This is a genomic window from Leptospiraceae bacterium (assembly GCA_015075105.1).
In the GTDB taxonomy this organism is placed as follows: domain Bacteria; phylum Spirochaetota; class Leptospiria; order Leptospirales; family Leptospiraceae; genus JABWCC01.
Map to the genome: position 1 here is coordinate 682797 of JABTUZ010000001.1, position 24784 is coordinate 707580.

Below are 24784 nucleotides of genomic sequence, written 5' to 3' on the forward strand. Positions count from 1 at the left end.
GATATTTTACTTGACAAAAAAAAATCTTATGATTCAATATAAAGAGTCTAAGAAAGTATAAAAAGAGGTCCAATGATTTTTGAAAAAGGCTCAAAATCACATCCTACTGGTAACTTAATCGTCTATTGTTACGTTGTCGGTGATAACCCGATACAGAAAGGCGGCAGAGTCATTGCATCCAATGTAGTAGTTAGCTTTCTAAAAATAGGAGATAATTTTCCTGTGGTTACATTTCCACCAATTTCTTTTGATTCTGTAGAAGAATTGAGATCTATCATTTCTGACAATGGAGACTCTTACGATGTAGTTCATATTTCAGATTTTGAAATGCCGGACGACGATAAGAAAGCCGACTTGTACATTCAGGAAAGAATGGATCAGTTTAACCTGCTTGTGATGAAGTATGTAGAAATGTGCAAGTCCAAAGAAAGAAATCCAATCCCGGTGATCGAAGGAGATGGGGTAAAAGATTATTTAGATGCACTTGCGAATTTATCTATCCAGTATAGAAAATCACAGGGTATCGCAAGAGAGGCTGCGAAATTAAAAGTAGATAAATTTCTAGAAAAATTTTCCTCTAACCACCCACAGTTTGATTTAGACAATTACAGAAGAGTTCTTACTTATCCGGGGCAAAAGGGAGAAGACTTGGCAGAATTGTATTTGAAAAAATACGATGCTATCTCTGTAGAAAAGTATGAAATAGCGTCTGATTTAAAGCAAAGAATACAAGAAATAGAGAGGGCAGGCTAATCTTTTAATGACCCCCAATGCGGGAAAAGTGTGTTTTCAATTCCTAAGAGATTCAGTATTCTCCCTGAAATAAAATCTGCAATATCGTCTAACGTCCTTGGTAATTGATAGAAAGCAGGAGAGGCAGGAACTATGATCGCACCAGCTTCGTCCAAAGACAGCATATTCTTCAAGTGGATTCTGTTGTAAGGGGTTTCCCTTGGGACTAAGATTAATTTTCTTCTTTCTTTTAAAGTAACATCAGCGCATCGTTCAATTAAATTTTCTGTGATTCCTGAATTTATAGAAGCGATCGTTTTCATTGATGTAGGAATGACTACCATTCCATCCCATTTGTTTGAGCCAGAGGCAATATCACTTCCGATATCTTTAAAATCTCTTTCGAGTATATGATTTTTGTTATGCGTAATGTGCCATCTATCTGATATGAATTCTAAGATTTCTTTTCCTGATGAAATATTGGTTGAATACTCTTCGCGAAATATTCTTAACGCAGCCGGGCTTACGATTAGGTACGTCTCACCTTCCATCGACATTATTGCTCGCAGGAAACTCGCAGCGTAAATCGAACCACTTGCACCGGCTATTCCTACTATCAGTTTCAAATCATGATTCCTAATTTAGATAATACGATACTCCACTTATCTAAAAATATTCCTATAAATAAAATTATACTAATCGAAGCATTGATATGAAAAAACGCAATGGGGAGTCTTTTCATATTCCTTGGAGATACAAGTAAATGCTCCACAATCAAAAGTATGCCTGTGATTCCTAAAAATGTGTAGTACCATACTCCAAGTCCCGCAGTGAAACCTGCAAATAAAAATAGAATAAAACAAATTGCATGCGTTAGTTTTGAAATTAGCAGGGCATAGAGAATTCCAAATTTTACGGGGATAGATTTCATTTCAATAGTTTTGTCTATTTCTATATCTTGGGTAGAGTATAAAATATCAAACCCAGCGATATGGAGCATAAGTCCGAATGACCATAGAATAGGTGGTAAAGAAAAATATTCTGTCACGGAAAGATAAGCACCCATAGGCGCAATGCCTATCCCAAGTCCCAATACATAGTGACACAAATAAGTAAATCTTTTTGTATAGGAGTAAAATAAAATTATTCCGAGAGTCGGAAAAGATAAAAGAAAGCATAAAAAATTTATGAAGTAGGAAGACAGAATAAATAATACACAAAATCCAACTACAAAAAAAAGGACAGACTTTTCCGAAATCACGCCTTTTGGGATTTCTCTGTCTTTTGTTCTTGGATTTAAGGCATCTATCTTTCTGTCTGCCCATCTATTAAACCCCATAGCAGCGTTACGCGCAGAAAACATACAAAGCACAATCAAAAATAAAATCCTTTGGAGCTCGCTTGGAGTCTTATTAGTTTCTGCAAGTGCACTTACAAAGGAAAGTCCGGCAAAAGGAAGAGCAAAAAGTGTATGGGAAAATTTTACCATTTTGCCGTAATCTAAGGTAATTTGAATTAATTTTTTCATACTAAACCGGAAGTAGGTTGACTTGTTTGGTGTTTAGAAGGTTTACTAAAAAAGTTTTCATAAGAGAACATTCTTAGATCTTCCGGTTGAATATCTCTCGGATCGGAGTGTCCAGTGATTTTTGTAATCTCCAACATATCCTCGTGAAACCCGGTTAAGTAGTTATGGATTCTTGTGGACTTTTCTGGGATATGGATGGCTCGAATCCTCCATTCTTTATTTGTAGTGATTCCAGTCGGGCATTCATTGGTATGGCATTTCAGTGCTTGGATGCAACCAAGTGAAAGCATAATCCCTCTTGCAGTTTCAATCGTATCTGCACCCGCAGCAAATGCAGATGCAGCATGAGCAGGTGTAAATAATTTTCCGGAGGAGCTTATTGTTACAGTATCTCTGATTTTAAGCCTTTTTAGAGTTTTGTCTAAAATTGCGGTAGTCTCTACTGTACTACCGTAACCTACATAGTTCACGAATATATTTGGACCGGCACCAGTTCCACCATCGGCTCCATCTACTTGAATTGCATCTGGCCCTTTCTTGGATATTTTCATTGCATTTGCGAGTAGCTCTATTTCTTCCAAATTTCCAAAACAAATTTTTATGCCTACGGGTAGCTCTGTAATTTTTCTAATCCTTTCTATAAAATCCATAAGTTTAAAAACGCTCTCCTTCGGAGTTTGTGCAATTAACTCTGCGTGCTGGGGCGGAGAGATAAGCATTTTATAGGGAGGTACTTTTCTGATTTCTGCAATTTCAGGAGTCACTTTGTCTTTTGGGAGCACTCCTCCAATTCCGGGCTTTGCACCCTGTGAGATTTTTAGCTGAATCATTTTTATATTAGGGTGGGTTTTTACTAATTGAATTAATAATTTTTCGTTTAGGACTCTGGTAGTTTTACCATCTTGGAGAGTTTTTTCTTCACCTACGCTAAACTTCCCTGTTCCGATTTGAAAAACAATATCGTTTCCTGAAAATCCGTGGGGCCCGTAACCGCCCTCTCCCGTATTTACATACCCTACATCTTTTGCACCCAGACTTATGGACTCGGCGGCTTTGTAACTCAAAGAGCCGTAGCTCATCCCGGATACATTGATCGTATTTTTAACGATGAAGGGTTTTATATTTTTTCTAGACCCTCCTATGATAACCTCGTAGTTTAAATTAGTGATTTTGGCTGGAAAATTTCGGTGTAAAATTCTGACTCCGGGGGTATTTTCCGGATCGTAGATATCCAATTCTGTCCCGAAGCTGGTTACTGATTTTAGATTGTGGGCTTTTTGATAAACATAGTCTCGAACAATTCTTGGAATCGGTCTTCCGTCTGTGTTGGTTTCTTGGAAATATTGCAGGTATTTGTCTCGAATCAGATTTTCGGTAATATACCTCAATCTTCCAAGAGGCCCGTAGATTTTTACGATTCCGTGGGTTTGCTGTAAAAATAACTCGCTATAACTAAACAAAATTACTGAAAAAATAAAAATTGCCAAGGATAGTTTCCAATTGGAGAAAAATGCAGGGATAGACAAAATTATAAGTATCAAACATAAATACCTTATAATGCTTAAATAGAATGGTTTTTGCTTAAGGGACGATACTACATCTTTTTTATTGGAGTTTTTTAGCTTTTCTGCAAGATTCTTGGCTTCTTTGGATGATTTATACATTACCTTCCTCGTATCTGTAATAGTCAAATCGCTTTATTAAAAAAAAAATACAATCAAATAAAGTAAAAACTTTCTATAGATTTAGTGAAGATAATGAGATAATGAAAGTATGGTGCAATTTAGAGTCGGTTTACTTGTTCTATTTCTATTTTTTTTAAACTCTTTTAAACCAATCAGTCTAAGCGACAGAGAAATAGAAATCTTATATTTGTGCAATATTTCCGGGTTATTTGAATTTGACGAAGATGGAAGGCTTGGTCTATCTACCTTATCTGAGTTGAAAAGGAGGGAAAAAACAAGACTCAGCCATTCCAATGGAGAAGTGCTTTTATTTACGGGAGGAAATGTTTTCGGAAAAGGGAAAGGACTTCGATCGAATTTTAAAATATTGAACCAAGTTCCTTTTGATGCAGTATTTTTAACCGAAGAAGAAATTGCATATTTAGATTCCAATCTTTCTCTAAAATCTCTAAATCTACCCTTGGTAACTTCTCGCAAAAATTCTTTTGGAATCGTTGAAAATAAGGATTTTCAAATAGGAGAAATTTTGTTGTCTGCCAGAGAAAAAACAGGAAATATTTCCGGTGCAAGTGAAAAGAACGAAAATGTTAGAATCGTATTCTTGCAGGAAAATTTACTTCAAACAGCAATTGTCCCGGATTCGGACAGGTTAGATATACTTATCGGAAAAAGAGAAAATATGTCATCCTACTTTTATACAAAGGGAATATTTTTTGCTGAATGCCCTATATATAAAAACTCGGTCGGAAAAATAAATTTAATTTTTCGAGAGGGAGATTTGATCAGGCATAGTCAAGAGTTTATACCTCTAAATACAATAGATAGAAACCGTTCTTGGATACCTCCCAATCGAGAAATAAGTAACGAACTAAAATGAAGCTTAGTCTAAATTGTCTTCGGTTTCGTCTAACGCATCTATAAAGCCAAAAAGTTTCGTATCTTTCAATCTGTCCACATACAGTATCCCCGAAAGATGATCTATCTCGTGTTGAAACACTACCGCTTGAAATCCTTCTATAACCTCGTTGTACTTATTCCACTTCTCATCAAAGTATTCTATGGATATTTTAGAAGGTCTTTCGACTAAACCCCTCATTTGTGGAACAGACAAACAACCCTCCCAGTAACCGGATAAAGGAGAATCTAAAATAGTAATTTTTGGATTGATAATTACTTTTTCAGGAATGTTGGGAGAGTCCGGGTAGCGGTCGCTTTTTTCTGATCCGATTACAATCAATTTTTTTAGAATTCCGATTTGTGGTGCGGCAAGCCCCAAACCTTCCGCGTGTTTCATCGTATCAAACATATCTCGAATGAGTTTTTTGAAGTCTTTTTCTTTGATCTCTTCTTCTGTGACTTCTTCGCTTGGTTTTCTTAAAATCGGATCGCCTAATTTTAAAATTTTTCTTACAGACATAGTTTCCTTGTTATCATTAGACTGTAGCTATTCTTTAAAATCCATATTTGGTATAAAAGAAATTTTGAATAGTATTTTGTATGCAGCTGAATATTATTTCTGGTTCAGTATCTCAAAAATCAGTTTTTTGAATCTCCAGTCATTTTTATTGACCTTCGTGGAAGAGTATCTGAATCGGACTACCTCTGGATTTTTGGAAATACGTAAAGAGTCTTTCGTTTGAAAATCATTGAGATAGGATTTCTTAGCAGATAAAATAAACACTACTTTTGTGTTGAAATTTAGATTCTTCAAAAAAGAAATTGTATTTGTTAAGCGGATAAACAGATTTCTTGATTTGAAAATTGCATATACCGAGAAAAGTCTGATTTTCTCGTTTTGTAACCAGTTTAGGATATTTTTTATTTTAAGGAGAGCTTGCTTTAAGCGGCTTTCGGTTAGTACCGGAGAAATTAAAATGCACTGAACGATTTTTTTGGGGTATTTATACGCTAACTCTAATGCCAGGGCAGAGGTAAAACCGGTAGAAACAATTGCAATCGGATTTGGGTCTTCCAATACCTTTTTTTCGATAGAATTTAAAAATTGGGAGTAATTTTGCCCTTTTTCGTTTTTTTTGTGGCCTGGTAGCTCAAAAAGGAAAAGTCTGTATTTTCCTTGCAGGAAAGTCGCCCAGACCTCTTTTTCAGAATGGGTCAAATAGTCTGGCAGGATGTAGATGTCTTTTTTTAATCGGTTTGGTTTTTCTGTATTTTTCATGAATCACATAGATTATTTATAAAAAAACATTGACGTAAGACTATTTTACAAAGAAAAAATCATTAGGCGATGTTTTTTTGTTGGAGACGAGGGGAATCGAACCCCTGACCTTTTGAATGCCATTCAAACGCTCTCCCAACTGAGCTACGCCCCCCTCAGTGTAACCTGAGTTTTTGCCACGAAAGTGTCAAGTGAATAGTAGGAAAGGAAAATTGCTTATGGAAACGATTGAAAATCTGCAAAAGAAAGTCAAGACCCAAGACGATATTATCAGGGGTTATGAAAAAGTGTTAAAGTTGAATGAGGAAGAGCTTGCCAATGCAGATGAGATTATGCGAATGTATGAAATGATAGTCGATTATTCCAGACTCGAATTGAAGCAAGCCCAAGACACAGTGACTGCGTCCACCACTGTATCCAATTTATCAAGAGCTGAGCTTATTAGTGCATTTGATAAAATCAAGCAATTGGAAGATGCAAATAAAAAACTTCGAGAAGAGGCGATGAAGTTTACAAAGTAAATTTTTTTAGCGTATTGGAAAATTCAAGTCTCTCACCATTATTAAAAAGGAATACAGAGAATAATTTCTATGTTTCTTTTGACCCCGAATTAGTTGATATATTTCAATTGGTTCTAAACGAAGCAATCAGACTTGTAGGGGCAAAGAGAGGGTCGTTTTTTTTTCTAAGTGAAAAAAACGAACTTCAAAGTCTAAACGAGCTCCAAGAAGATAAAATTTCCAATGATATAGCACTCAAAAGTTTTCAAGACAGGAAAAATTTCTTATTAAAAAAAGGAGATTTTGTTCCCGGGGAAAACCGCAAAACAACAGAATCGTATATTTCTTGCTATCTCGGTTTAGAAACAGGCGACTTTGACCTTGGAGTTTTTTTACTCGAAGGGATTTACCACTTTGAGAATTTTTCGACAAGCGATTTTGAGTTAATTGTAGTGTATTGCAATTACTTGAGTATGATTTTGAAAGATACTCAATTGGACTCTTCCAGAAAAGAGATATATCTTTCGATTGCTACTTCCATTCTTCTATTGATAGAAAATACAAACAATTATTTTAAAAACTCAAGGATGGAGTATTTACTAAAAGAAATTATACGAGTTTCAGGGCTAATCAACTCTTCTTTGGATTTATCTAAGCTATTGCTATCGGTTATGGAATCAGTGAAATCAGTTTTTAGAACTGAGTCTTGCTCTATTCTTTTGGTAGATAAAGAAAGAAACGAGTTGTATTTTCATATTGTGGCAGGTGAAAAACAAGAAGAGTTGAGCCGGCTTAGGGTTCCTATCGGTCAAGGAATCGCCGGTACGATTGCAGTGACCAAAAAACCCATGATTATAAACGACGCTCAATCCGATCCGAGAGTTTTCAAAAGCGTAGATAAGGCGGTTGATTTTGTAACTAGAAATATATTGGGTGCTCCTTTGATAGTAAACGACGAAGTGATCGGAGTCATGGAAGCAATTAACACAATAGATCGTAACAATTACAATTCAAACGACATAGATTTGTTCCTAAGTTTTTCGGATGCGGCAGCCCTTGCAATTCAGAAAACCAGACTACTCCAGAATTTAGAAACTACCAATATCGAGTTAGAAAAAAAGGTTAGTGAACTTGGGAGTCTTTTTGAATTGGGTGAAGCTGTATTGGAATCAAGAGACGAGCTGGATCTGCTGATTCGCTCAGTTCAAATTATTTCGGCTGAGCTGGAATCCAATAAGACCTTTATATTTATCCGACAAAATGGAGAAAAAGAATTTCAAGTAGTGTCAAAGTCAGGAAATCAGGAAAAGATACTCTCTCAAGTTCTTACGGAAGATTCTTTGATTTATAAATGTATTTCAGATAACGAGACTTCGATTGCTTCTATTTCAGAATGGACTCTTGCTGCCTTATCCAATGAGGACGAAAAATATATTTTAAAGTCATTTATCATCATCCCTATTTTTCAGACTGCAAAAAGGCCATTTGGAGCGATTGTAATCTCTGATAGAAAAGCCAATGAGTCTTTCGATGAAAATCACAAACGATTGCTCCAAGCTATATCTTCTCAAATTACAAAGGGTTACGAAAATTTCAAACTAAACCAAGAAATGCTTACTAAAAAAGCTATGGAAAAAGAGATAGAGATTACCAAAAATATTCAGAACAATCTTTTACCTTCTTTGAAACTATCCAACTCTAATTTTGAAATCGGAGTAAAGACAGTAGCCGCAAAAGAAGTATCGGGTGATTTTTTTGATTATTTTCAATACTCGGACGGCCAGTTTTCTTTTTTGGTAGCGGACGTTAGTGGAAAGAGCCTTCCTGCATCTATATTTATGGCAATGAGCTCTTCGATAATTAGAACATTATCCAGAAATCATGAACTAATACCTGAAGAAATTTTAAAAAGAGCCAACCAGCTTATTTACGAGCACTCACAATCCGGAATGTTTGTGACTCTTTTTTATATCCACTACAACCCGGCTAATTTTGAGTTGGAATTTGCCTCTGCGGGACACAACGATCAGCTATTGATTAAAAAAGATGGAAGCTATTCATGCTTGAAAGGGGTAGGTGCCCCACTTGGAGTTGTTCCGTTTACGAATTACAAAGGTGGAAAATTTAGAGTAGAGCCAGGGGATATTGTTGCTTTGTACACAGATGGGGCAATTGAAGAGAAAAATGAAAAAGATGAAGAATTTGGGTTAGACCGATTTGTTCAAGAAATTATTTCCAGAAAAAATAAGCATGTCCAAGAAATTGTAGAAGATATATATAAATTAGTAGATGAGTATTCAGGAGACAATGAACAATTTGATGACTTTACGGTATTGCTATTGAAATTTACCGATGACTATCAATTTATTAAAAAATTCTCTGCAAATACCGGAGAGATTCCCAAACTGAGAGAATTTGTGTATGATGCGATCAAGGTAAAGTCCCTAAACGAAAATCTAAGGGACGATATTTTATTAGCATGCGATGAGGCAGCCACCAACATAGTCCTTCACTCGTACAATGGCTTGCCTTCCAAAGGACTTTTCTTTGATTGTAAAATCAAATTTTCAGATGAATTCGTAAAAGTACTTTTTTCTAATTCGGGTAATCCATTCGATCGCTCAAAGGTCAAGCCTCCAAGTGTAGAAGCCAATATGGCAGGGGAAAGAAAGGGTGGTTTTGGAGTGTATTTGATTGAAAAATTAATGGATAAAGTCACCTATTATAAAGAAAATGGTTTAAATTATATACTAATTGAAAAAAAAATCAATTAATCGCCGGGTGAAAAAATGGAAATAATTCAAAGTGAAAAGAATGGATGTACAATTTTTTCTTTAGAAGGGAAAATGGATGTACATTTGGTTCATAAGATAGAAGAAGATTTTAATAAAAAGATCCAGTCTATGACCGGAGATGTTTTAATTTTAAATCTAGAAAAAGTTGAATACATTTCTTCATCGGCATTACGAATTTTTGTAAACGCCATGAAGATGTGTAAAGAGAAAGAAATCCAGCTTAGATTTTGTTCTTTGCAGCCTGCTGTAGTAAAGGTTTTAGAGCTTGTAGAGATGCTATCTTTATTTCAAGTTTACAAAGATTTAGACAGTGCAATTCGTGGTTGACAAACTATGAGGATCCCGCAAATACCCCCAAACCATTTTTGCTTTTAGCCAATGGAGATTGTACTTAAAATTTTGTATATATTTATTTGAAGATTGACTTTTTGCAAGCTACACCAATTATAAAAATCACTTTCCAAGAGACTAAATTCAAAAATACTGGAAAGCCAGTACCTAAATATTAAGAGGACTATATCATGGAAAAAGAAGAATATTCTTTAGAAAATCCTTTCATCGATTCTAATATTTCTAAACAAAAGGAAACAACCCGCAAAAAAGGGATTTATGAAGAAATCATTGAAATGGGTGAAGAGCTGATTGCAAAGCCCAAACTAAGTGGAGGAGTGGATCGGATACAAGTTCAACACTCTAAAGGCAGGATGACTGTTTGGGAAAGAATAAAGGTACTCACTGACGAAGAGCCAAATATTTTATACCAAAACTGGGGGCCAGGTCTCGACGGGGCATCTATTGTTACTGGAATTTTAAATATCAAAGGCAGAGATGTGGCTATTTACGGACACGACTTTACTCTTAGAGCAGGATCTATGGATGCCACGAATGGAAGTAAACTCGCAAGACTATTGTATATGGCCGGAGAGCACGGGATTCCTGTCATAGGGATGAATGATTCAGCAGGTGCTTATGTTCCTGCTGGCGTGGGAGGTCTTGACGGTTACAGTGAAGCGTTTACTGCACTTCGCAAAATAAGCGGAAAAGTTCCGAGTATCATGCTAATGTTCGGTTTTAATGCCGGTGGCGGGTCATACCTTCCAAGGCAAGGCTCGTTTATGATTCAGTGCGAGAATACTTTTTTTGGATTAACCGGGCCCGGTGTAGTCAAGTCTGTTCTTGGTGAAGATGTTACTGCGGATGATCTAGGGGGACCTAAGGTTCACGGTCAAAGTGGGGTAGTCGATCTGACTACCTCGGATGAGCTTGGATCGCTTAGGACTGCTTTGAGACTACTTAGCTATCTACCTGACAACAACCATTCTTTTGCTCCATTTCATCCTACCTCGGATCCATTGGATCGGTTTATTCACGAAGAAGATATTCTATTTCGCAAAACTTTCAATTCACCGACAGGATTAAACACTCCTTTCGATATTACAATTTATTTACAACAAATTTGTGATCACGGTGCGTATTTTGAACTTCAACCTCAAAGATCCAGAAATTTGGTAACTGCGTTTGGTAGGATTGGTGGGCACGTAGTTGCTTTTATGGCAAATAATTCTGCGGTCAGTTCCGGACAAATTGATATAAACGCCGCAAAAAAAGGAGCCAGATTTGTACGATTTGCAAACCTTTACAATATACCTGTAATATTTTTAGAAGATACTACTGGATTCTTACCGGGTAGAGATCAAGAGTCGGGTGGGATAGTATTAGAAGGAAGAAAACTTCTCGATTCGATTATTGATTTAAGAGTTCCAAGGATCACTCTAATTATTCGGAATGCTTTTGGAGGTGCTTACGCTACTTTCAATTCTTACTTTACCGGTGCAAGTATCGTATTCACCCTGCCTACTGCAAGAATTGCCGTTATGGGGCCTGCCGGAAAAGAGTATGTTTACAAAGACGAGATTTCCGGTATAAATAAAGATTACTCCGAGAATATGAAAAAAGGAATGAGTGAGACCGAAGCCAAATCTCTTAGGGATTCTAAACTTGCAGAATTGTCCATGCGTTATGAGAAAACTCTAATGAATCCGAAGGAGGCATTGTCCCTTGGATCGGTATCGAGTGTAGTTATGCCGGGTTATACAAGAAGTGTGCTTGGCAGAGAGTTAAATTATTTGATTAGTCATTACAAGCCGGAACCTATGTCCGGCGTTCAAAGGGAGTTCGAGTAATGTTTGATTTTGAAGGGAAAAAAATAAAATTTCACGAATCTGAGAATGAGTGGATTCGTTCGTTTGCTTTGGACAGCATCAAGTGTTTGATCGTTTGTCGCGGGCCGGTTAGAAAAGAGGCAATGGAAGTATTCGATGAAATCGGTGTAAAAGAATACGGTATCTTACTATCGGAGAAAGATAGTATTGTGTATTCGATGGCTTTGGCACCTGAGTTAAGAAAATTCCCCTATCAGGAAAATATCCATAGAGTTCCAGACTACATGGGTGCAGGAAAGGAAGAAAAAGAAGAGAGAATAAGGCAGATTATAGATATCGCAGTTTCCAATAACTATACCCATATATTTGCGGGCTATGGATTTATGGCAGAAGACGCAGAGTTTATCGAAGCCATTGAGAAAAGTGGAGTTACATTTATGGGCCCCTCATCAAGTGTCGCAAGAAGGGCCGGAGCAAAAGATGAGGCAAAAAAATTAGCAAGAAGTTTGAACGTGTCAGTTACACCCGGTGTGGACAACGTATCTGCCCTTGCTCTGATTTCCAAATATTCAGACTCTAAGGGAATGGAAAAATTCGCTAAAGAGAATAATATAAACTTTCAGTATGATTCAAAAATTTCTATCGAAGACAATGCAGAAAAACTTTTATACTCTTCTTATTCGGCATTAAAAGATGCAGTTTCTATTGCAGACTTGCAAAAAGAAGCACTAAAACAAAGTAACGAAATCTGGAACAAATATCCGGGCAAGAGAATTCGATTTAAATACATCGGAGGTGGTGGAGGAAAAGGGCAAAGAGTGATCTCTAAGCCTGAAGAAGTATCCGGTGCAGTTATGGAAATAATTGCAGAGTCCAAAGTAACCCAGGAAGGCTCTAACAGAAATTTCCTGATAGAATTGAATATTGAGAATACTCGCCACAATGAAATTCAGTCTATTGGAAATGGAGAATGGTGTGTGGCTCTTGGGGGGAGAGATTGTTCTTTGCAGATGCACGAGCAAAAACTCTTGGAAATTTCTTTTACAAAAGAGCTTATGGAAAAAGAAATTCAAAATTGCACAGACATAAAAAAGAAAAAGATTTTAGAAAGTGATTTAAAAGTTCTATTGGAAATGGAAGAGCAGTCTGAAGTCTTCGGTAGGGCAGTGCATTTGAATAGTGTTTCAACTTTTGAATCAATAGTCGAGGAAACGAATCATTTCTTTATGGAGATGAATACAAGAATTCAAGTAGAGCACAGAGTAACCGAAATGGTGTATAAGTTAAAATTCACCAACCCCAAAAAGAACTCAGAATTTTTTATAGTAGAGAGCCTTATAGAAGCGATGGCGATTTTATCTCTACACGGTAAAAGACTTCCAAAACCTGAAAGAATAGTGAGAAATATTTCTGGTGGAGAAGTTAGGGTCAATGCGACTAACCAATCCCTTAGCCCTCATGCTGGTGGGATCATACAAACATGGTCGCCTCCGGTCCAGTATGAAATCAGAGATGATCAGGGAATCGGGTTACGGAATCCAGATACCGGGATTTTTATTCACTACAAACTCGCCGGTGCTTATGACTCAAATATTGCATTAATCGTAAGCTATGGAAATTCCAGAAAAGAAAATTTGGAGAGACTTAGCAATATCCTAAGAAGAACAGAGCTTAGAGGTGTTGATTTACAAACCAATATTCCTGTTCACTATGGGTTGATCAATTGGATACTCGGAAAGGACGTTATGTTCAAGCCTTCTACAAGATTCATGCAGTCTTACCTCGCAGCTGTTGGAGCTTTAGAATCCAAGGTAAAAGATCTAGACTTAGAAATTGCATGGAAAGAAACTCAAAATAGTGTTAAGAAAAATAAACCCAATGCTTTGAAATCTTTAAACAGGAAGCACACTCTAACTATCCGTCCAATAGAGAAACTTTTATCTTCTCCTCATCTATTGGCAGGATTTTTAGGATTTCACGAAAACTACTCTTGGAAAATTTCCGATGGGAAGGCAGAGTTTTTAAGGAATCCAGTTTTAATTTTGAATGATTTATACTATTATTTGAATTTAGAAGATGTAGAAAATAAACTCCCTTGTGATAAAATTTGGGATCACGATAAATTGATTTTAAATAACGCAATTTCTTTCTACGAGAAAATAGAAAATTTGATTGGTAAAAACGAGAAATTCTCTGATTTAGAAAAAATATTTTCAAAAACAGAAAGTCCAAATTCTGAAAAAATTTCTAATGAGCTTTGGGGAAAGTGCAGGGCTTCTCACAAAGGATTTCAGGTAGGAATGGAGTTACTTCTTATGCTTCCCAAGGTCGGTATTTTGTCTAAGTTTTATGAGTTAGGAATTGACGATGAGTTGGGTGCAATCATTCCACAACAATTTTTAGAAGAGACTTCCAGAGAAAAATTTATTAAATTTTTGTCTCCTCCTCCTAAAGCAAAATCCGATGAAATAGTTGCTCCTATGGGCGGAATGTTCTATTCCAAAGAAGCTCCTAACTTGCCGGAGTTAATAAAAGTAGGAGACTCTTTTAGTGCAGGGCAGCCTCTTTTTATTATTGAAGTGATGAAGATGTTTAACAAGATTTCAGTTCCTTTTAGCGGTAAAATTATTCAGAGCCTAATGGAAAATTCTGATGGAAAAATCGTAACCAAGGGTCAGACTCTTTTTAAAGTAGAGCCGGACGAGGTTGTAAAAGAGGAAACCGAAGAAGAAATAATACAAAGAAAGAAAAAAGTTACACTTGAATTACTAGGATAGTTATTCTCCAAACTTCACTATTTCTGAGGGTAGGTTATAGAGTGGGGCAGTTTTTTCTACTGCACCTTTCTTGATTGCTTCTTTCGGCATACCGAACACAACAGAGGTTTCTTCGTCTTGTGCAATTGTACTTGAACCGGATTGGAGCATTTCGAGTAATCCTGAGGCTCCATCGTCTCCCATTCCAGTCATGATTATACCGAGTGCGTTCTTTCCGGCAGATTTTGCAACAGATCGAAATAGTACATCTACCGAGGGTCTGTGTCTTGATACGAGGGGGCCATCTATTATTTCTATATGGTACTGCGCACCACTTCTTTTTAGAACCATGTGTTTATTTCCGGGTGCAATGAGTGCTCTGCCGCTCACGACCCTGTCTAAGTGAGAGCCTTCCTTCACTTCTATATTGCAGATATTGTTTAGCCTATTCGCAAAAGCTAATGTAAATTTTTCAGGCATGTGTTGGACGATGACTATTCCCGGGCTTGTCACAGGGAGTTTTGTAAGTATTGCTTCTAAGGCTTGAGTCCCTCCTGTAGAAGTTCCAATAGCTACAATTTTATCTGTAGTGATAAAATTCGGTACACCACCTCCTGTGTGTTTTAAGATAACATCTGCAGTATTTTTTTGGAAAACAATTCCATGACTTGGAAAATTCATTTTGGACAGATTGGCATGGGATGCAGCTTTAATAGAGTCTATAAGTTCGTCACTTGATTCATTCAGAAAATTTTTTAGACCTACTTTGGGTTTTGTAATTATTTCTACTGCCCCTCCAGAGAGTGCAAGCATTGTAGTTTCAGAATTTTCTTCTGTGAGAGTAGAGCAGATTACTACAGGAGTAGGTTTTTCTTGCATGATTTTTTTTAAAAAACTAATCCCATCCATTCGTGGCATTTCTATATCCAGTACGATTACGTCCGGCCAAGAGTTTTTCATTTTATCTAATGCAAAAATCGGATCTGGTGCGGTGAAAAGTAATTCTAATTCAGAGTCTGTACGAATAATTTCGCTTAGTACTTGACGTACTACCGCAGAGTCATCTATGATTGCCACTTTAATTTTTTTCATTGTTTATTCGTTTGTCTCTTGTCTTTTTAGCCATACGTTACCACTCCATAAATCAAAATGAAGTCTTCTGTGTCTTGTGCCACCAAGATTTTCACTCGTAACATTCAGTCTAAATGTTTCTACCAATTGTCTGGCTTTTTCTATATTCCTTGTTCCCATGTCTTGGAGACGAATAAAATCTGTATTTTCGGATTGTTTGTTTATTCTCAAATTCATATCAGAAAACATACTCGCACCTCCAAATAGTTTTACCTTGTACTCTTGAGGTTTTGTATTGGCTCTTTCTATCTCGATTAAAAACATCTCCATAGCTTCATCGGCATATCTCCCGTCAAGTCGATTTTCAAGATTTCGCCTAACGCCCCTACTTGGGAGCATATAGTGGCACATTCCACCAATCTTTAAGTAAGGATGCCACAAACAAAATGAAACACAAGACCCAAGCAGTGTCCTTATTCTGGTTTCAGAATCGCCCCAATAGAAATCACCCGGTTGCAAGAATACGTCAAGAATATTTTCTGGTAGATTCATTTCTTTTGATAGATGGTAGGTTTTATATTTTTCAGGCTGTCTGTGATTCCGAAAAGTGTTTCAGAATGTCCTATAAAAAGATAGCCCTTGTCTTCTATTGTAGGCAAGATATTTTCGATGATTTTTTTTCTTGTATCGTTATCGAAGTAGATCATCACATTTCTTAAAAATACTACGTTGAATTTTCCTATATCAGGGAGTGGCTCATTTAAATTGATTTGATAGAAATGAACTTTGGATTTGATTTCGTTGATTATTTTTAGGTGTCCTTCCTGTGCATTGACTCCTCTTAAGCAATATTTTTTTAAGTAGTTTTTTGGAATTCCGGTGGACTTTGATAATAAATAAATCCCTTTTTTTGCTTTCTCTAAAATCCGAATGCTTATATCAGAGCCTATAATTTCCCAGGGGGTGTGTCCCAATTTTTCGGAAAGAATCATGGCTATACTATAGGCTTCTTCACCCGATGAGGACGCAGCACTCCATACTCTGAAGTTTTTCAAAGAGTAGGGGTTTTGAAGTATTTCATTTTTTAAAAAATCGAAGTGGATTTGCTCTCTAAAAAAATAGGTTTCGTTTGTGGTGAGTAAATCGACTAAAATCTGGCTTTCTTCCGGGTAGGAATTGCTTTCAATTAATTTGTAATATTCTAAATACGTGTTAAGATCAAAATGTCGAATTCTTTTTGCAAGACGATTTGATATTAGAGCTTTCTTGGCTTCCGACATACTGATTCCTGCTTTTTCATAAATCAGTTTTTGGAATAGCTTGAATTCTCTATCAGTTAATTCCGGGAATTCCATTGAGTCGAGGATTCTTAAGCTTCTTGTCGAATTTCTTTTGTAAGATTTGTTTTTTCTTCTATAACCGCAAGCTCACTTGTAGATAAAACTTTGTTTACATTCAATAGAATAATAAACTTTCCGTCAATCTTCCCCATTCCGTAAATGAAATCTATTTGAATTTTTGTTCCAAAGGAAGGAGGAGGCTCTATTTCTGATGGAGTAATATCGATCACTTCGTTTACAGAGTCAACCAAAACACCTATATCTAATTTTTCGTTGGAAAATTTTGCTTCAATAATCACGATACAGGTTTTTTTTGTGATCGGGGTTTGTTCTTGACCAAATCTTACACTCATATCAATTACAGGGACTACATTTCCTCTGAGATTGATGACCCCCCTGATAAATGGGGGCATCATTGGGACAAAGGTCAGCCCACCGTATTCTATAATCTCTTTGATGTGCAGTATTCCTATTCCAAAAACTTCTCCGCCGAGCATGAAGGTGAGAAATTGGTTTTCGTCGTATTTTTTTTCTTCCATTTCTTTCACCTAAAATTTTTCAAAATCATCTTCGTTATCGTCTGTATGAGATGGATGTACTACTGGAGTTTTTTTAGCTACTGGTTGAGGCTTCTTTGTAGTTTCCGGGTGAGCAAAATTAGACACTTTTTTATAGACTTCCTTTTTCCCTTTGAATGTAGAATGTTCTGTCTCGTCTGAAATTTTGAAAAACTCCATACTTTGTTTTAGACTTTCTGCTTGACTGGACAATTCTTCTGCAGTGGAGGCAAGCTCTTCAGATGCAGACGCATTTTGTTGTGTAACTTGATCTATTTGCCCCATTGCCTTATTCAATTGACTTACGCCGGAAGACTGCTCTTCACTCGATGCTGCAATTTCTTGAACAAGGTCTGCAGTTTTGTTGATTGCGGGTACGATTTCCTGAATCAGGCTGCCTGCTTTTTCTGCGATTTGAACGCTTGAGCCTGCAAGTCCTGAAATCTCATTTGCTGCAATTTGACTTCTTTCTGCGAGTTTTCTAACTTCACTTGCAACTACAGCAAAACCTTTTCCGTGTTCACCGGCTCTTGCTGCTTCAATGGCTGCGTTTAGTGCGAGTAGGTTAGTTTGATAGGCAATGTCTTCTACTATTCCTATTTTTTCTGCGATAAGTCTCATTGCTTTTACTGTTTCTTGAACTGAATTTCCACCTTCTAAACCGTCTTTGGCTGCCTTAGTTGCAATGGAGTCGGTTTGTTTTGCGTTTGTGGCGTTTTGATTGATGGTAGCACCCATTTCTTCGAGAGAGGCACTCGTCTCTTCTACGCTTGCTGCTTGCTCTGATGTGGATTGGGATAGAGACTGAACGGTTGCGGAAACTTCCTCTGCCGCAGAAGATAGGGTTTCTGCATTTGCCCTCACTTCAGTAACAATCTTAGATAACTTCACTACCATGTTTCTCATAGCATATAGAACGCTTACAGAATCGTTCTTTTTTATCTGAACATCTATAGTCAAATCTCCGCCTGATACTTTATTTGCTATTTCGGCTACATACTCAGGCTCTCCACCGATTTGGGTGACTATATTTCTTGTTAAGAATAGAGCTGCGATAATTGCAAGAAAGACCGCAAGGATTGTCACACCGATTAAAATTTTTAGAGATAGCTGGAAGGTTTCCTGTGCTTCTCTTCCGCTAACATTTACAAGCTCTCCTTGAAAATCAGATAGGGCTTTTGCACTTTCTTGGTAGGCTCGTAAAACAGGGCGAAGGTCTGTTTGTAGATAGGTTCTTGCGTCTTCTGTTTTCCCTGACTCGACAAAAGCAATTATGGCATTTTGACCTTCAACGTATTTTACTCTGCTTTCTATAATTTTTTGGAGTAGCTCTTTGGCTTTTGGATTGGTGATAGTCTCTTTTAGTTTCTCAATGATTTCGCCTAATTTCCCTCTGACTTCTAAAACCCTTTCTTTTTGTTTTAATTGTTCTTCTTTAGTTTGAGCTAGTACCATGTTTCTGATACTGATTCCGATTTCTCCTGAGTAATTCGTTATATCCATGGCAAGTTGTGCCCTTGGCCATCTTTGCTTTGTAATTACGTCTATAATATCGTTTAATTCTCTTAACTTGGAAATTCCTAAATATGCATTGATAAGTAAAAGTACAATTACCACCAAAAACCCTAATGCAAGTTTGACCGCTAATTTCATTGTTTTTCTCCTATTTGTTGACCTTCTAAATCTTTTTGAAAATTTAATGATTCATTTTTTACTGCAATTTCAATTAGTACAGGAATATCTAAAATCATCGCAACCTCACCAGTCCCAAGAATTGTTGATCCACTGATTCCTTTTAGATTGCCGAATATTTTACCAAGTGGTTTGATCACCGTTTGGATTTCTCCAGATAGCTTATCTACCAATAGTCCTGCTTTTTTATCACCGTATTGAACTACTACAATATTGCCTTTCTTTTTTTCAGATTCCTTGTTTAGGAAAATTTCTGACATTCTTACAAACGGTAAAAGCTCTCCACGCAAATTGATATAATTTCTTTTTCTGTTTTCGTCTTCTGTAAATTCAAGGCATTCAACCACCATTTCGAGTGGTAGCACGTAGTGTCTTGAGTCCACTTCTACTGCAAATCCGTCTATGATAGCCAAAGTGAGTGGGAGACGAACTTTGAAAGTAGTGCCTTTTCCTTTTACGCTTTCTACCACGACAGACCCACGAAGTGAGTCAATATTCTTTTGAACTACATCGAGTCCTACACCTCTTCCGGAAATATCTGTGATTTTTTCTGCTGTAGAAAATCCGGGTAAAAATAAAAAGGAATAAATTTCTTTTTCTGAATAGTTTGAATCTTTTGCAACTCCGTTTGAGATTGCTTTTTGTAGAATTTTATCTGAGTCGAGACCTCTACCGTCGTCTATGACTTCTATCACTATTCCACCTGTATCGTGGTATGCGTTTAGTTTTAGAGTGCCTTTTTCTGGTTTACCGTTTCTGATTCTTTCTTCTACAGACTCTAAGCCGTGGTCTATTGCGTTACGAATTAAGTGTAGTAGTGGGTCACCTATTTTTTCGATTACAGTCTTGTCTAATTCTGTTTCTCCGCCTGTAGTCACAAAGTGAATATCTTTTCCTAGATTTTGACCTATATCTCTTACTACTCTTTGGAATCGACTGAATGTAGATCCGATTTGAACCATTCTGATTCTGAGTGCGTTATCTCTGATTTCACCGATGAGTCTGGAAATTATATATGAGGATTCTACCAGATCGGAGTCTTTATTTTTTGTTGCAATCTGGGTCATGTTAGCGCCTGCAATCACAAGCTCTCCAACTAGATTTATGAGTGAGTCTAATTTTTCCGAGTCTATTCTAATAGATTTATTTTCTGATAAGTGAAGGTCTTTGTCTTTTTTTTTCGTGAATAAGTCTATTTCTTCTTCGTGGATTTCATCTGTTTTAACCATTAAGGATACGTCTGTATCAATTTCTCTGGTAGGTAGTTCTGTAGCTATGTTAGTCGGGGAGGTTGATAACTTTTCGGAGAGTACTTTTTGAATTTCTTCCCATTCTGTTTCGTCTAACGCTTTAATATATGTTAAGTAAGAGTGAATTTTTTCTTTTGGCTCGGACAGGGAAGAAAGAAACTTAGAAAATTCGTTTATTGTGGATCCGGGCTTTAGAATATGTAGTATTGAATCTCCCTGTAAAAATTCAAAAACATTTTCTATTGTAGCTTTGTCTGCGTCTGTTTGCAGTTGGATTTCAAAACCGATATAACAATTTTCTGGATCCATATTTTTCCTGTCCGGTATATCCTCTGTAAGAGTTACAAGGTTGGCTATTGTGCCAATTTCGTTTAAGTAATTTATAAAAGAAAAAGGGTCTAATCCATTTTTTAAAATACTCGGATTGAATCGAATGGAAATATGGAAGTTTGTGCCTTGAGTTTTTTTTGAGTTGTCTATCGGGGTGGTACTTTTTTGCAACTCTACTTCTGGCTCTTTTTCATTGGATTGAGTTTCCAGATCAAAATTTTGATTTAGTTTTCGTAAAAGACTTTTCCCTAACTTGATTGTATCCGGGGCAATTTCTGTATTCAGGGATGCGTGCTCGATTAGATCAGATATATGATCCCTGCACTCCAACAATACTCCAATGGATTCTTTTTTTAGATTTTTTTTCCCGGATCTTACAAGCTCTAAAACATTTTCAACTACATGTGTAAAATCCACTACGTCTTTGTATCCGAAAATCCCTGCCGAGCCTTTGATTGTGTGAATTGCCCGAAACAGCGCATTCAGAGAATTTTCGTCTCCCTCACCGGATTCTATATCCAAAAGAATTGTCTCCATCTGTTGGAGAAGCTCGCTCGACTCTGCTATGAATGTATCTTTGATCTCGTCTAAATTCATTTTTTAGAAACACCTATTCTATCCGGGTGGAGCTTTGTGCCGTAGCTAAATCGGAATTTTTCTTTAGCTTCTTTGGAGATACTTATCTTGTCTGCAAAAAATCCAGTAAGACCGTACAAGTCAAAAAATCTAAGCACTACTAAATTGTGTGATTTTAAAATAAATTTTTTGTTTTCTTTGTCTGATTCTTTTTTTAGAAGGATTAGAATTTGCACACCCGCAGTATCAATCGAAGTAACCTGGTCTAGATCTATTGTGAGTGAATTGCAAGAATCTAGAAATTCCAATAGCTCTGCCTTTAGTTCTGCAGCAGAATAAATATTCAGCTCTCCTTCAAAATAAATAGTTGTGGAGTCACCCAATGTCTCTGTACGGAAACTTAAACTCATTATATGATAAGCCTTGAGATTGCGCTTAATAATTGTTGAGGAGAGAATGGTTTCACAAGCCAGGCTTTTGCACCTTTTTCCATCCCTTCTTTCTTTTTTTCTTCCTGTGATTCGGTTGTGAGCATTACCGTAGGCGTAAACTTGTTATTAGGCTCTGCCTTCACCTTGGTTAGAAAGGTTAGTCCGTCCATTACCGGCATATTTACATCGCAAATAATTAAATTCACCTTTGTTTCGCTGAGCTTTTTTAAGGCTTCTTCTCCATTGGAGGCCTCAAGTATTTCATAATTTGAGCCTTTTAGATAAACAGAAACGACTTTCCGGAAAACATCCGAATCGTCTATAATCATGATTTTTTTAGACAACGATTCTCTCCTTATACTTTTAATGGAATAAAAATTTCAGCTAAGACGCAAGTGCTGACCTGTTTTCCGGTATGGTCTATTGCATCGTGAATAAAAAATAATCCGTTGTGTTTCCTAATTAAATAATCGACAACTGTAAGCCCTAACCCAAGCCCAAATTTTTCAATAGAGATTATGTCTTCTAATGGTGGGTGGATTCTAAAAAAAGGCTCTATGACCAATTTTTCCATAGATTCAGGAACTCCACCGTAAGGCTCTTTGGCTACTTCATTTTTCACAGAAATACAAAAATACCCTTGAGAAGAATTGCAAAAAATATTGATTTGGCTTTTTGGAGTAGAGTATTTGTATGCGTTTATCAAAACTTCTTCAAAAACTAAGAGTATTTTTTCTAGATTGATATTTAGCTTGTGCCTCGTCTTGGAAATGGGTAGGGTAACGTGCAAATTCTTTTTTTGAAAGTAGGGCTTTAAGTCCTCAACAACAGGAGTGAGTTTTTCTAATAATTCTGAGGAATCTATTTCCGTGAACTCTAATTTTTCTTCCATTAGATTTGTGATTCTGTCCAAGCCGTCTAGTAATTGTCTGGAGTGGTTGTTATTTTCAAATAGTAGCTCCATTACTTCTTTGTCAACATGGTAAGCCCCGTCGCTTATTGTTGCTGTGGCTTGGATCATTTCTATTACTGACACCATCATCCCTAATCCACCACCTTGGGATAGGGAAGTTTTTAGGTTGTATATAGAATTTTTGTCTTGAGACCCCTCACCGGTTTTCAGCCTTGTTTCTTTGTAGTTTAGCCACTCTAATTGACCCCTAAGTTTCAAACCCTCGTTCATGATCGCATTCTTTTCAGATTCTTTCAAGTATTGGTATTCTAAGGCTTTTAAAATATTCTGGTTGAATAGGTCTGCATTAATCGGTTTTACGATATAATCAAAGACTCCCATTTTCATAATCTCTATGATCGTATCCGGTGAGTCTAAGGCTGTTTGAACCAAGATAACAGAGTCAGGGTGGATTTTTTTAAGCTCTGTTATGAAGGTTTTCCCATCCATAACAGGCATCATTAAGTCCACAATATATATAGAGTAAAATTTTTTCTCTAATAGCTCTAAGGCTTCTTTTCCGTTGGTTGCTGCCTCTGTTTCAATTCCTAACTCTTTACAAAGAGATTGCAGCAGAATAATATTTTCTATTTTATCTTCTACTATTAGAATAGGGTGCTTTTTAAATCTTAGTAAATTTTCGAGGGTGTAGGAAATTTTGTGTAAAATCCTTTTCCGTTTAAATTTCCATTCTCCCTTCAAAATTTATTGCAAACTGATTAATCACTTATTTTTAATCCCGGATAGGCATGGTCCATTTTTGATGCATTCTGCAGAGCCAGATACAACAGTTTTTGCCGCATCATCATTGGAAATGAAGCCCGGTTTTTGATCACTTTTCAGAGCGTCATATTCAAAGACTCGATTGCATTGGTTGTGTAAATTGCTTTTTGATTTCTGCCGGATAGGGCAAGGAAAGGAATTATCTCCATTCCATCTGTTTTCCCAGGATTTTGAAATCATCGGATATTTTGAATCCCATTTTTAGAAAATTCCTGAAGTTTTAATTTTGCTTCCTCAACGTTCACTGCACGATAGATTTTTTTCAAGTCGGATGAAAGCTCTTTTCGATTTTAAAGGAAACATACTTTAGAGAATTTCTGACCATATGAACGATACAAAGCTGAACTTCGGCATTTGGATAAATAGTTTAATCGCTTCCGAAAACCGGTAAGTCCATCAACAGTTCAATCAATATCCTGCAACCCACGGTTTTAGTTCAGTCAGGTTTGGAGCCAGAACTTGGATCCTTCATTTTTCAATCCAGAGCCTCAAAACCTCTTTTAAACCGTTCATATTGACGCCGATAGCCATATGAACAGCCTTGTTTTGACCTGACCATCGTCTCTAATTTTGACCCTCAATGCATCAAGATAAATAATCGGATAGATTGAATCAATAGGTCTGGTCTGCTATTTACTACTTCTTCGATTACACCATCTGTTACTGTGGAGATCAGATCAGGAGAAACTTCAACCTGATAGATTTCCTGAAGATGAGCCTGGATGGCGTGTCGTCATTCCTCGCATACATAGAAATTATTTTCATCAAATCCATTCCAATGGGTCTGGTTTTCTTGATTATCTTCGGTTCAAATTCGGAATTCGGTCTCTGGGAACGTCGATTTCCAGGTCGCCTTGATAGTCTTTTCAGAAAACCATTGCGGGAATTGCCGGCACCATTTTGCCGAGAATGTTTTTCATAACCCAATTCATGGGTCAGTTCCTGCCGCATAGCCTTCTCGACTATAGCTTTGGTTAATTTTTCAGAAGAAGACCATTTTCACCGATCAATTCTTCAGGATTTTGTATTCCTTTGATCAACTCTTCATGAGCTCGTCTTTTCTGGATTTTGTTTTTGCCATATTCTTTACCCTCTTTTATTTTCGGAGTAAAAGATATTTACATGGGATTAATTAACTTTGAAAATTCTTTTTATAGTTGTTTTTTTTTTTGTTTCGGATTAGTTTGAATAAATTTTTAAGTCCCATGGTTTAGGTTTTTTTTTTACCTTTCAAATTTTTTTTTGTGTTTTGTCGATTTAGTTTTAATCTTTACTGATTTTTAAATCTTTGAAGTCCCATGGTTTAGTGAAAATTGCAATCACACCTTCTTTTTTAGAAATATTTTCTTTTGTTTCTTTGTCGATATAGCCTGTAATCATTACCGATTTTATTTCCGGATAGTTGTCTCTGATCTTTGAAATGGGTTCATAAGGGTATGTTGTTTTTAGTTTTTTTAATCACCAAGGG

At 36.7% G+C, this 24784-nt stretch carries 21 protein-coding genes, 1 tRNA gene and 1 pseudogene; 7 read left to right on the forward strand and 16 right to left on the reverse strand.

Going from position 1 to position 24784, the window contains the following annotated elements; translation table 11 throughout:
- The first annotated feature begins 72 nt into the window (after window positions 1–72).
- Window positions 73–753 (forward strand): hypothetical protein, encoded by a 681-nt coding sequence (locus HS129_03370; GenBank protein MBE7411096.1) that lies wholly within the window; start codon window positions 73–75, stop codon window positions 751–753.
- Here the strand turns inward: HS129_03370 and HS129_03375 are convergent.
- From HS129_03375 to HS129_03385, 3 genes are read right to left on the reverse strand one after another with little or no spacing between them, the layout of a single operon-like run.
- Window positions 750–1358 (reverse strand): UbiX family flavin prenyltransferase, encoded by a 609-nt coding sequence (locus HS129_03375; protein MBE7411097.1) that lies wholly within the window; start codon window positions 1356–1358, stop codon window positions 750–752. The genes HS129_03370 and HS129_03375 overlap by 4 nt on opposite strands.
- On the reverse strand, window positions 1355–2260 hold the full coding sequence (locus HS129_03380; protein ID MBE7411098.1) for a UbiA family prenyltransferase: 906 nt from the start codon (window positions 2258–2260) through the stop codon (window positions 1355–1357). Before HS129_03380 ends, HS129_03375 begins: the two co-directional genes overlap by 4 nt.
- A complete protein-coding gene (locus tag HS129_03385) occupies window positions 2257–3924 on the reverse strand; it encodes an FMN-binding glutamate synthase family protein (protein MBE7411099.1) in 1668 nt (555 codons plus the stop codon). Before HS129_03385 ends, HS129_03380 begins: the two co-directional genes overlap by 4 nt.
- A 109-nt stretch (window positions 3925–4033) precedes the next feature.
- Here HS129_03385 and HS129_03390 point away from each other — a divergent pair, with 109 nt between their 5' ends.
- Complete coding sequence (locus HS129_03390) at window positions 4034–4822, forward strand: hypothetical protein (GenBank protein MBE7411100.1); 789 nt, start codon at window positions 4034–4036, stop codon at window positions 4820–4822.
- Window positions 4823–4825: 3 nt separating this feature from the next.
- Here the strand turns inward: HS129_03390 and HS129_03395 are convergent, their stop codons facing one another.
- The 3 genes from HS129_03395 to HS129_03405 all read right to left on the reverse strand — a co-directional run bounded on the left by HS129_03395 (window position 4826) and on the right by HS129_03405 (window position 6275).
- On the reverse strand, window positions 4826–5362 hold the full coding sequence (locus HS129_03395) for a peptide deformylase (GenBank protein MBE7411101.1): 537 nt from the start codon (window positions 5360–5362) through the stop codon (window positions 4826–4828).
- A gap of 93 nt (window positions 5363–5455) precedes the next feature.
- Window positions 5456–6121 carry a hypothetical protein gene (locus tag HS129_03400; GenBank protein ID MBE7411102.1) on the reverse strand — a complete coding sequence of 222 codons (666 nt, stop codon included), beginning with the start codon at window positions 6119–6121 and terminating at the stop codon, window positions 5456–5458.
- 81 nt (window positions 6122–6202) lie between these two features.
- Window positions 6203–6275 (reverse strand) — tRNA-Ala (locus tag HS129_03405).
- A gap of 64 nt (window positions 6276–6339) precedes the next feature.
- On the opposite strand from HS129_03405, the gene HS129_03410 reads away from it, so the two are divergent.
- The 5 genes from HS129_03410 to HS129_03430 all read left to right on the forward strand — a co-directional run bounded on the left by HS129_03410 (window position 6340) and on the right by HS129_03430 (window position 14355).
- Window positions 6340–6642 (forward strand): hypothetical protein, encoded by a 303-nt coding sequence (locus HS129_03410; GenBank protein MBE7411103.1) that lies wholly within the window; start codon window positions 6340–6342, stop codon window positions 6640–6642.
- Between the two features lie 14 nt (window positions 6643–6656).
- The gene (locus HS129_03415; GenBank protein MBE7411104.1) at window positions 6657–9395 is read left to right on the forward strand and encodes a SpoIIE family protein phosphatase; all 2739 of its coding nucleotides are present in this window, start codon (window positions 6657–6659) and stop codon (window positions 9393–9395) included.
- A 15-nt stretch (window positions 9396–9410) separates the two neighbouring features.
- Entirely contained in the window at window positions 9411–9743 is a 333-nt protein-coding gene (locus HS129_03420) for an STAS domain-containing protein (protein MBE7411105.1), read from the forward strand.
- 194 nt (window positions 9744–9937) lie between these two features.
- Window positions 9938–11599, forward strand: a complete 1662-nt coding sequence (locus HS129_03425) for an acetyl-CoA carboxylase carboxyltransferase subunit (GenBank protein MBE7411106.1) — start codon at window positions 9938–9940, stop codon at window positions 11597–11599.
- On the forward strand, window positions 11599–14355 hold the full coding sequence (locus tag HS129_03430) for a biotin carboxylase (GenBank protein ID MBE7411107.1): 2757 nt from the start codon (window positions 11599–11601) through the stop codon (window positions 14353–14355). Before HS129_03425 ends, HS129_03430 begins: the two co-directional genes overlap by 1 nt.
- Here HS129_03430 and HS129_03435 read toward each other — a convergent pair whose 3' ends face one another.
- The 10 genes and pseudogenes from HS129_03435 to HS129_03480 form a co-directional block, all read right to left on the reverse strand.
- Window positions 14356–15426 (reverse strand): chemotaxis response regulator protein-glutamate methylesterase, encoded by a 1071-nt coding sequence (locus tag HS129_03435; protein ID MBE7411108.1) that lies wholly within the window; start codon window positions 15424–15426, stop codon window positions 14356–14358.
- Window positions 15427–15429: 3 nt separating this feature from the next.
- The gene (locus tag HS129_03440; protein ID MBE7411109.1) at window positions 15430–15957 is read right to left on the reverse strand and encodes a chemotaxis protein CheD; all 528 of its coding nucleotides are present in this window, start codon (window positions 15955–15957) and stop codon (window positions 15430–15432) included.
- Window positions 15954–16760 carry a protein-glutamate O-methyltransferase CheR gene (locus HS129_03445; GenBank protein ID MBE7411110.1) on the reverse strand — a complete coding sequence of 269 codons (807 nt, stop codon included), beginning with the start codon at window positions 16758–16760 and terminating at the stop codon, window positions 15954–15956. The genes HS129_03440 and HS129_03445 overlap by 4 nt, the downstream gene beginning before the upstream one ends.
- A gap of 14 nt (window positions 16761–16774) precedes the next feature.
- Window positions 16775–17284, reverse strand: a complete 510-nt coding sequence (locus tag HS129_03450) for a purine-binding chemotaxis protein CheW (protein ID MBE7411111.1) — start codon at window positions 17282–17284, stop codon at window positions 16775–16777.
- Between the two features lie 9 nt (window positions 17285–17293).
- Window positions 17294–18955: an MCP four helix bundle domain-containing protein gene (locus HS129_03455; GenBank protein ID MBE7411112.1), complete on the reverse strand. Its 1662-nt coding sequence runs from the start codon at window positions 18953–18955 to the stop codon at window positions 17294–17296.
- On the reverse strand, window positions 18952–21171 hold the full coding sequence (locus tag HS129_03460) for a chemotaxis protein CheA (GenBank protein MBE7411113.1): 2220 nt from the start codon (window positions 21169–21171) through the stop codon (window positions 18952–18954). Before HS129_03460 ends, HS129_03455 begins: the two co-directional genes overlap by 4 nt.
- Window positions 21168–21560 (reverse strand): STAS domain-containing protein, encoded by a 393-nt coding sequence (locus HS129_03465; protein MBE7411114.1) that lies wholly within the window; start codon window positions 21558–21560, stop codon window positions 21168–21170. The genes HS129_03460 and HS129_03465 overlap by 4 nt, the downstream gene beginning before the upstream one ends.
- Window positions 21560–21925, reverse strand: a complete 366-nt coding sequence (locus tag HS129_03470) for a response regulator (protein ID MBE7411115.1) — start codon at window positions 21923–21925, stop codon at window positions 21560–21562. Before HS129_03470 ends, HS129_03465 begins: the two co-directional genes overlap by 1 nt.
- 11 nt (window positions 21926–21936) lie before the next feature.
- The gene (locus HS129_03475; protein ID MBE7411116.1) at window positions 21937–23190 is read right to left on the reverse strand and encodes a response regulator; all 1254 of its coding nucleotides are present in this window, start codon (window positions 23188–23190) and stop codon (window positions 21937–21939) included.
- 76 nt (window positions 23191–23266) lie between these two features.
- Window positions 23267–24383, reverse strand: a pseudogene (locus HS129_03480) (IS256 family transposase).
- Window positions 24384–24784 lie beyond the last annotated feature (401 nt).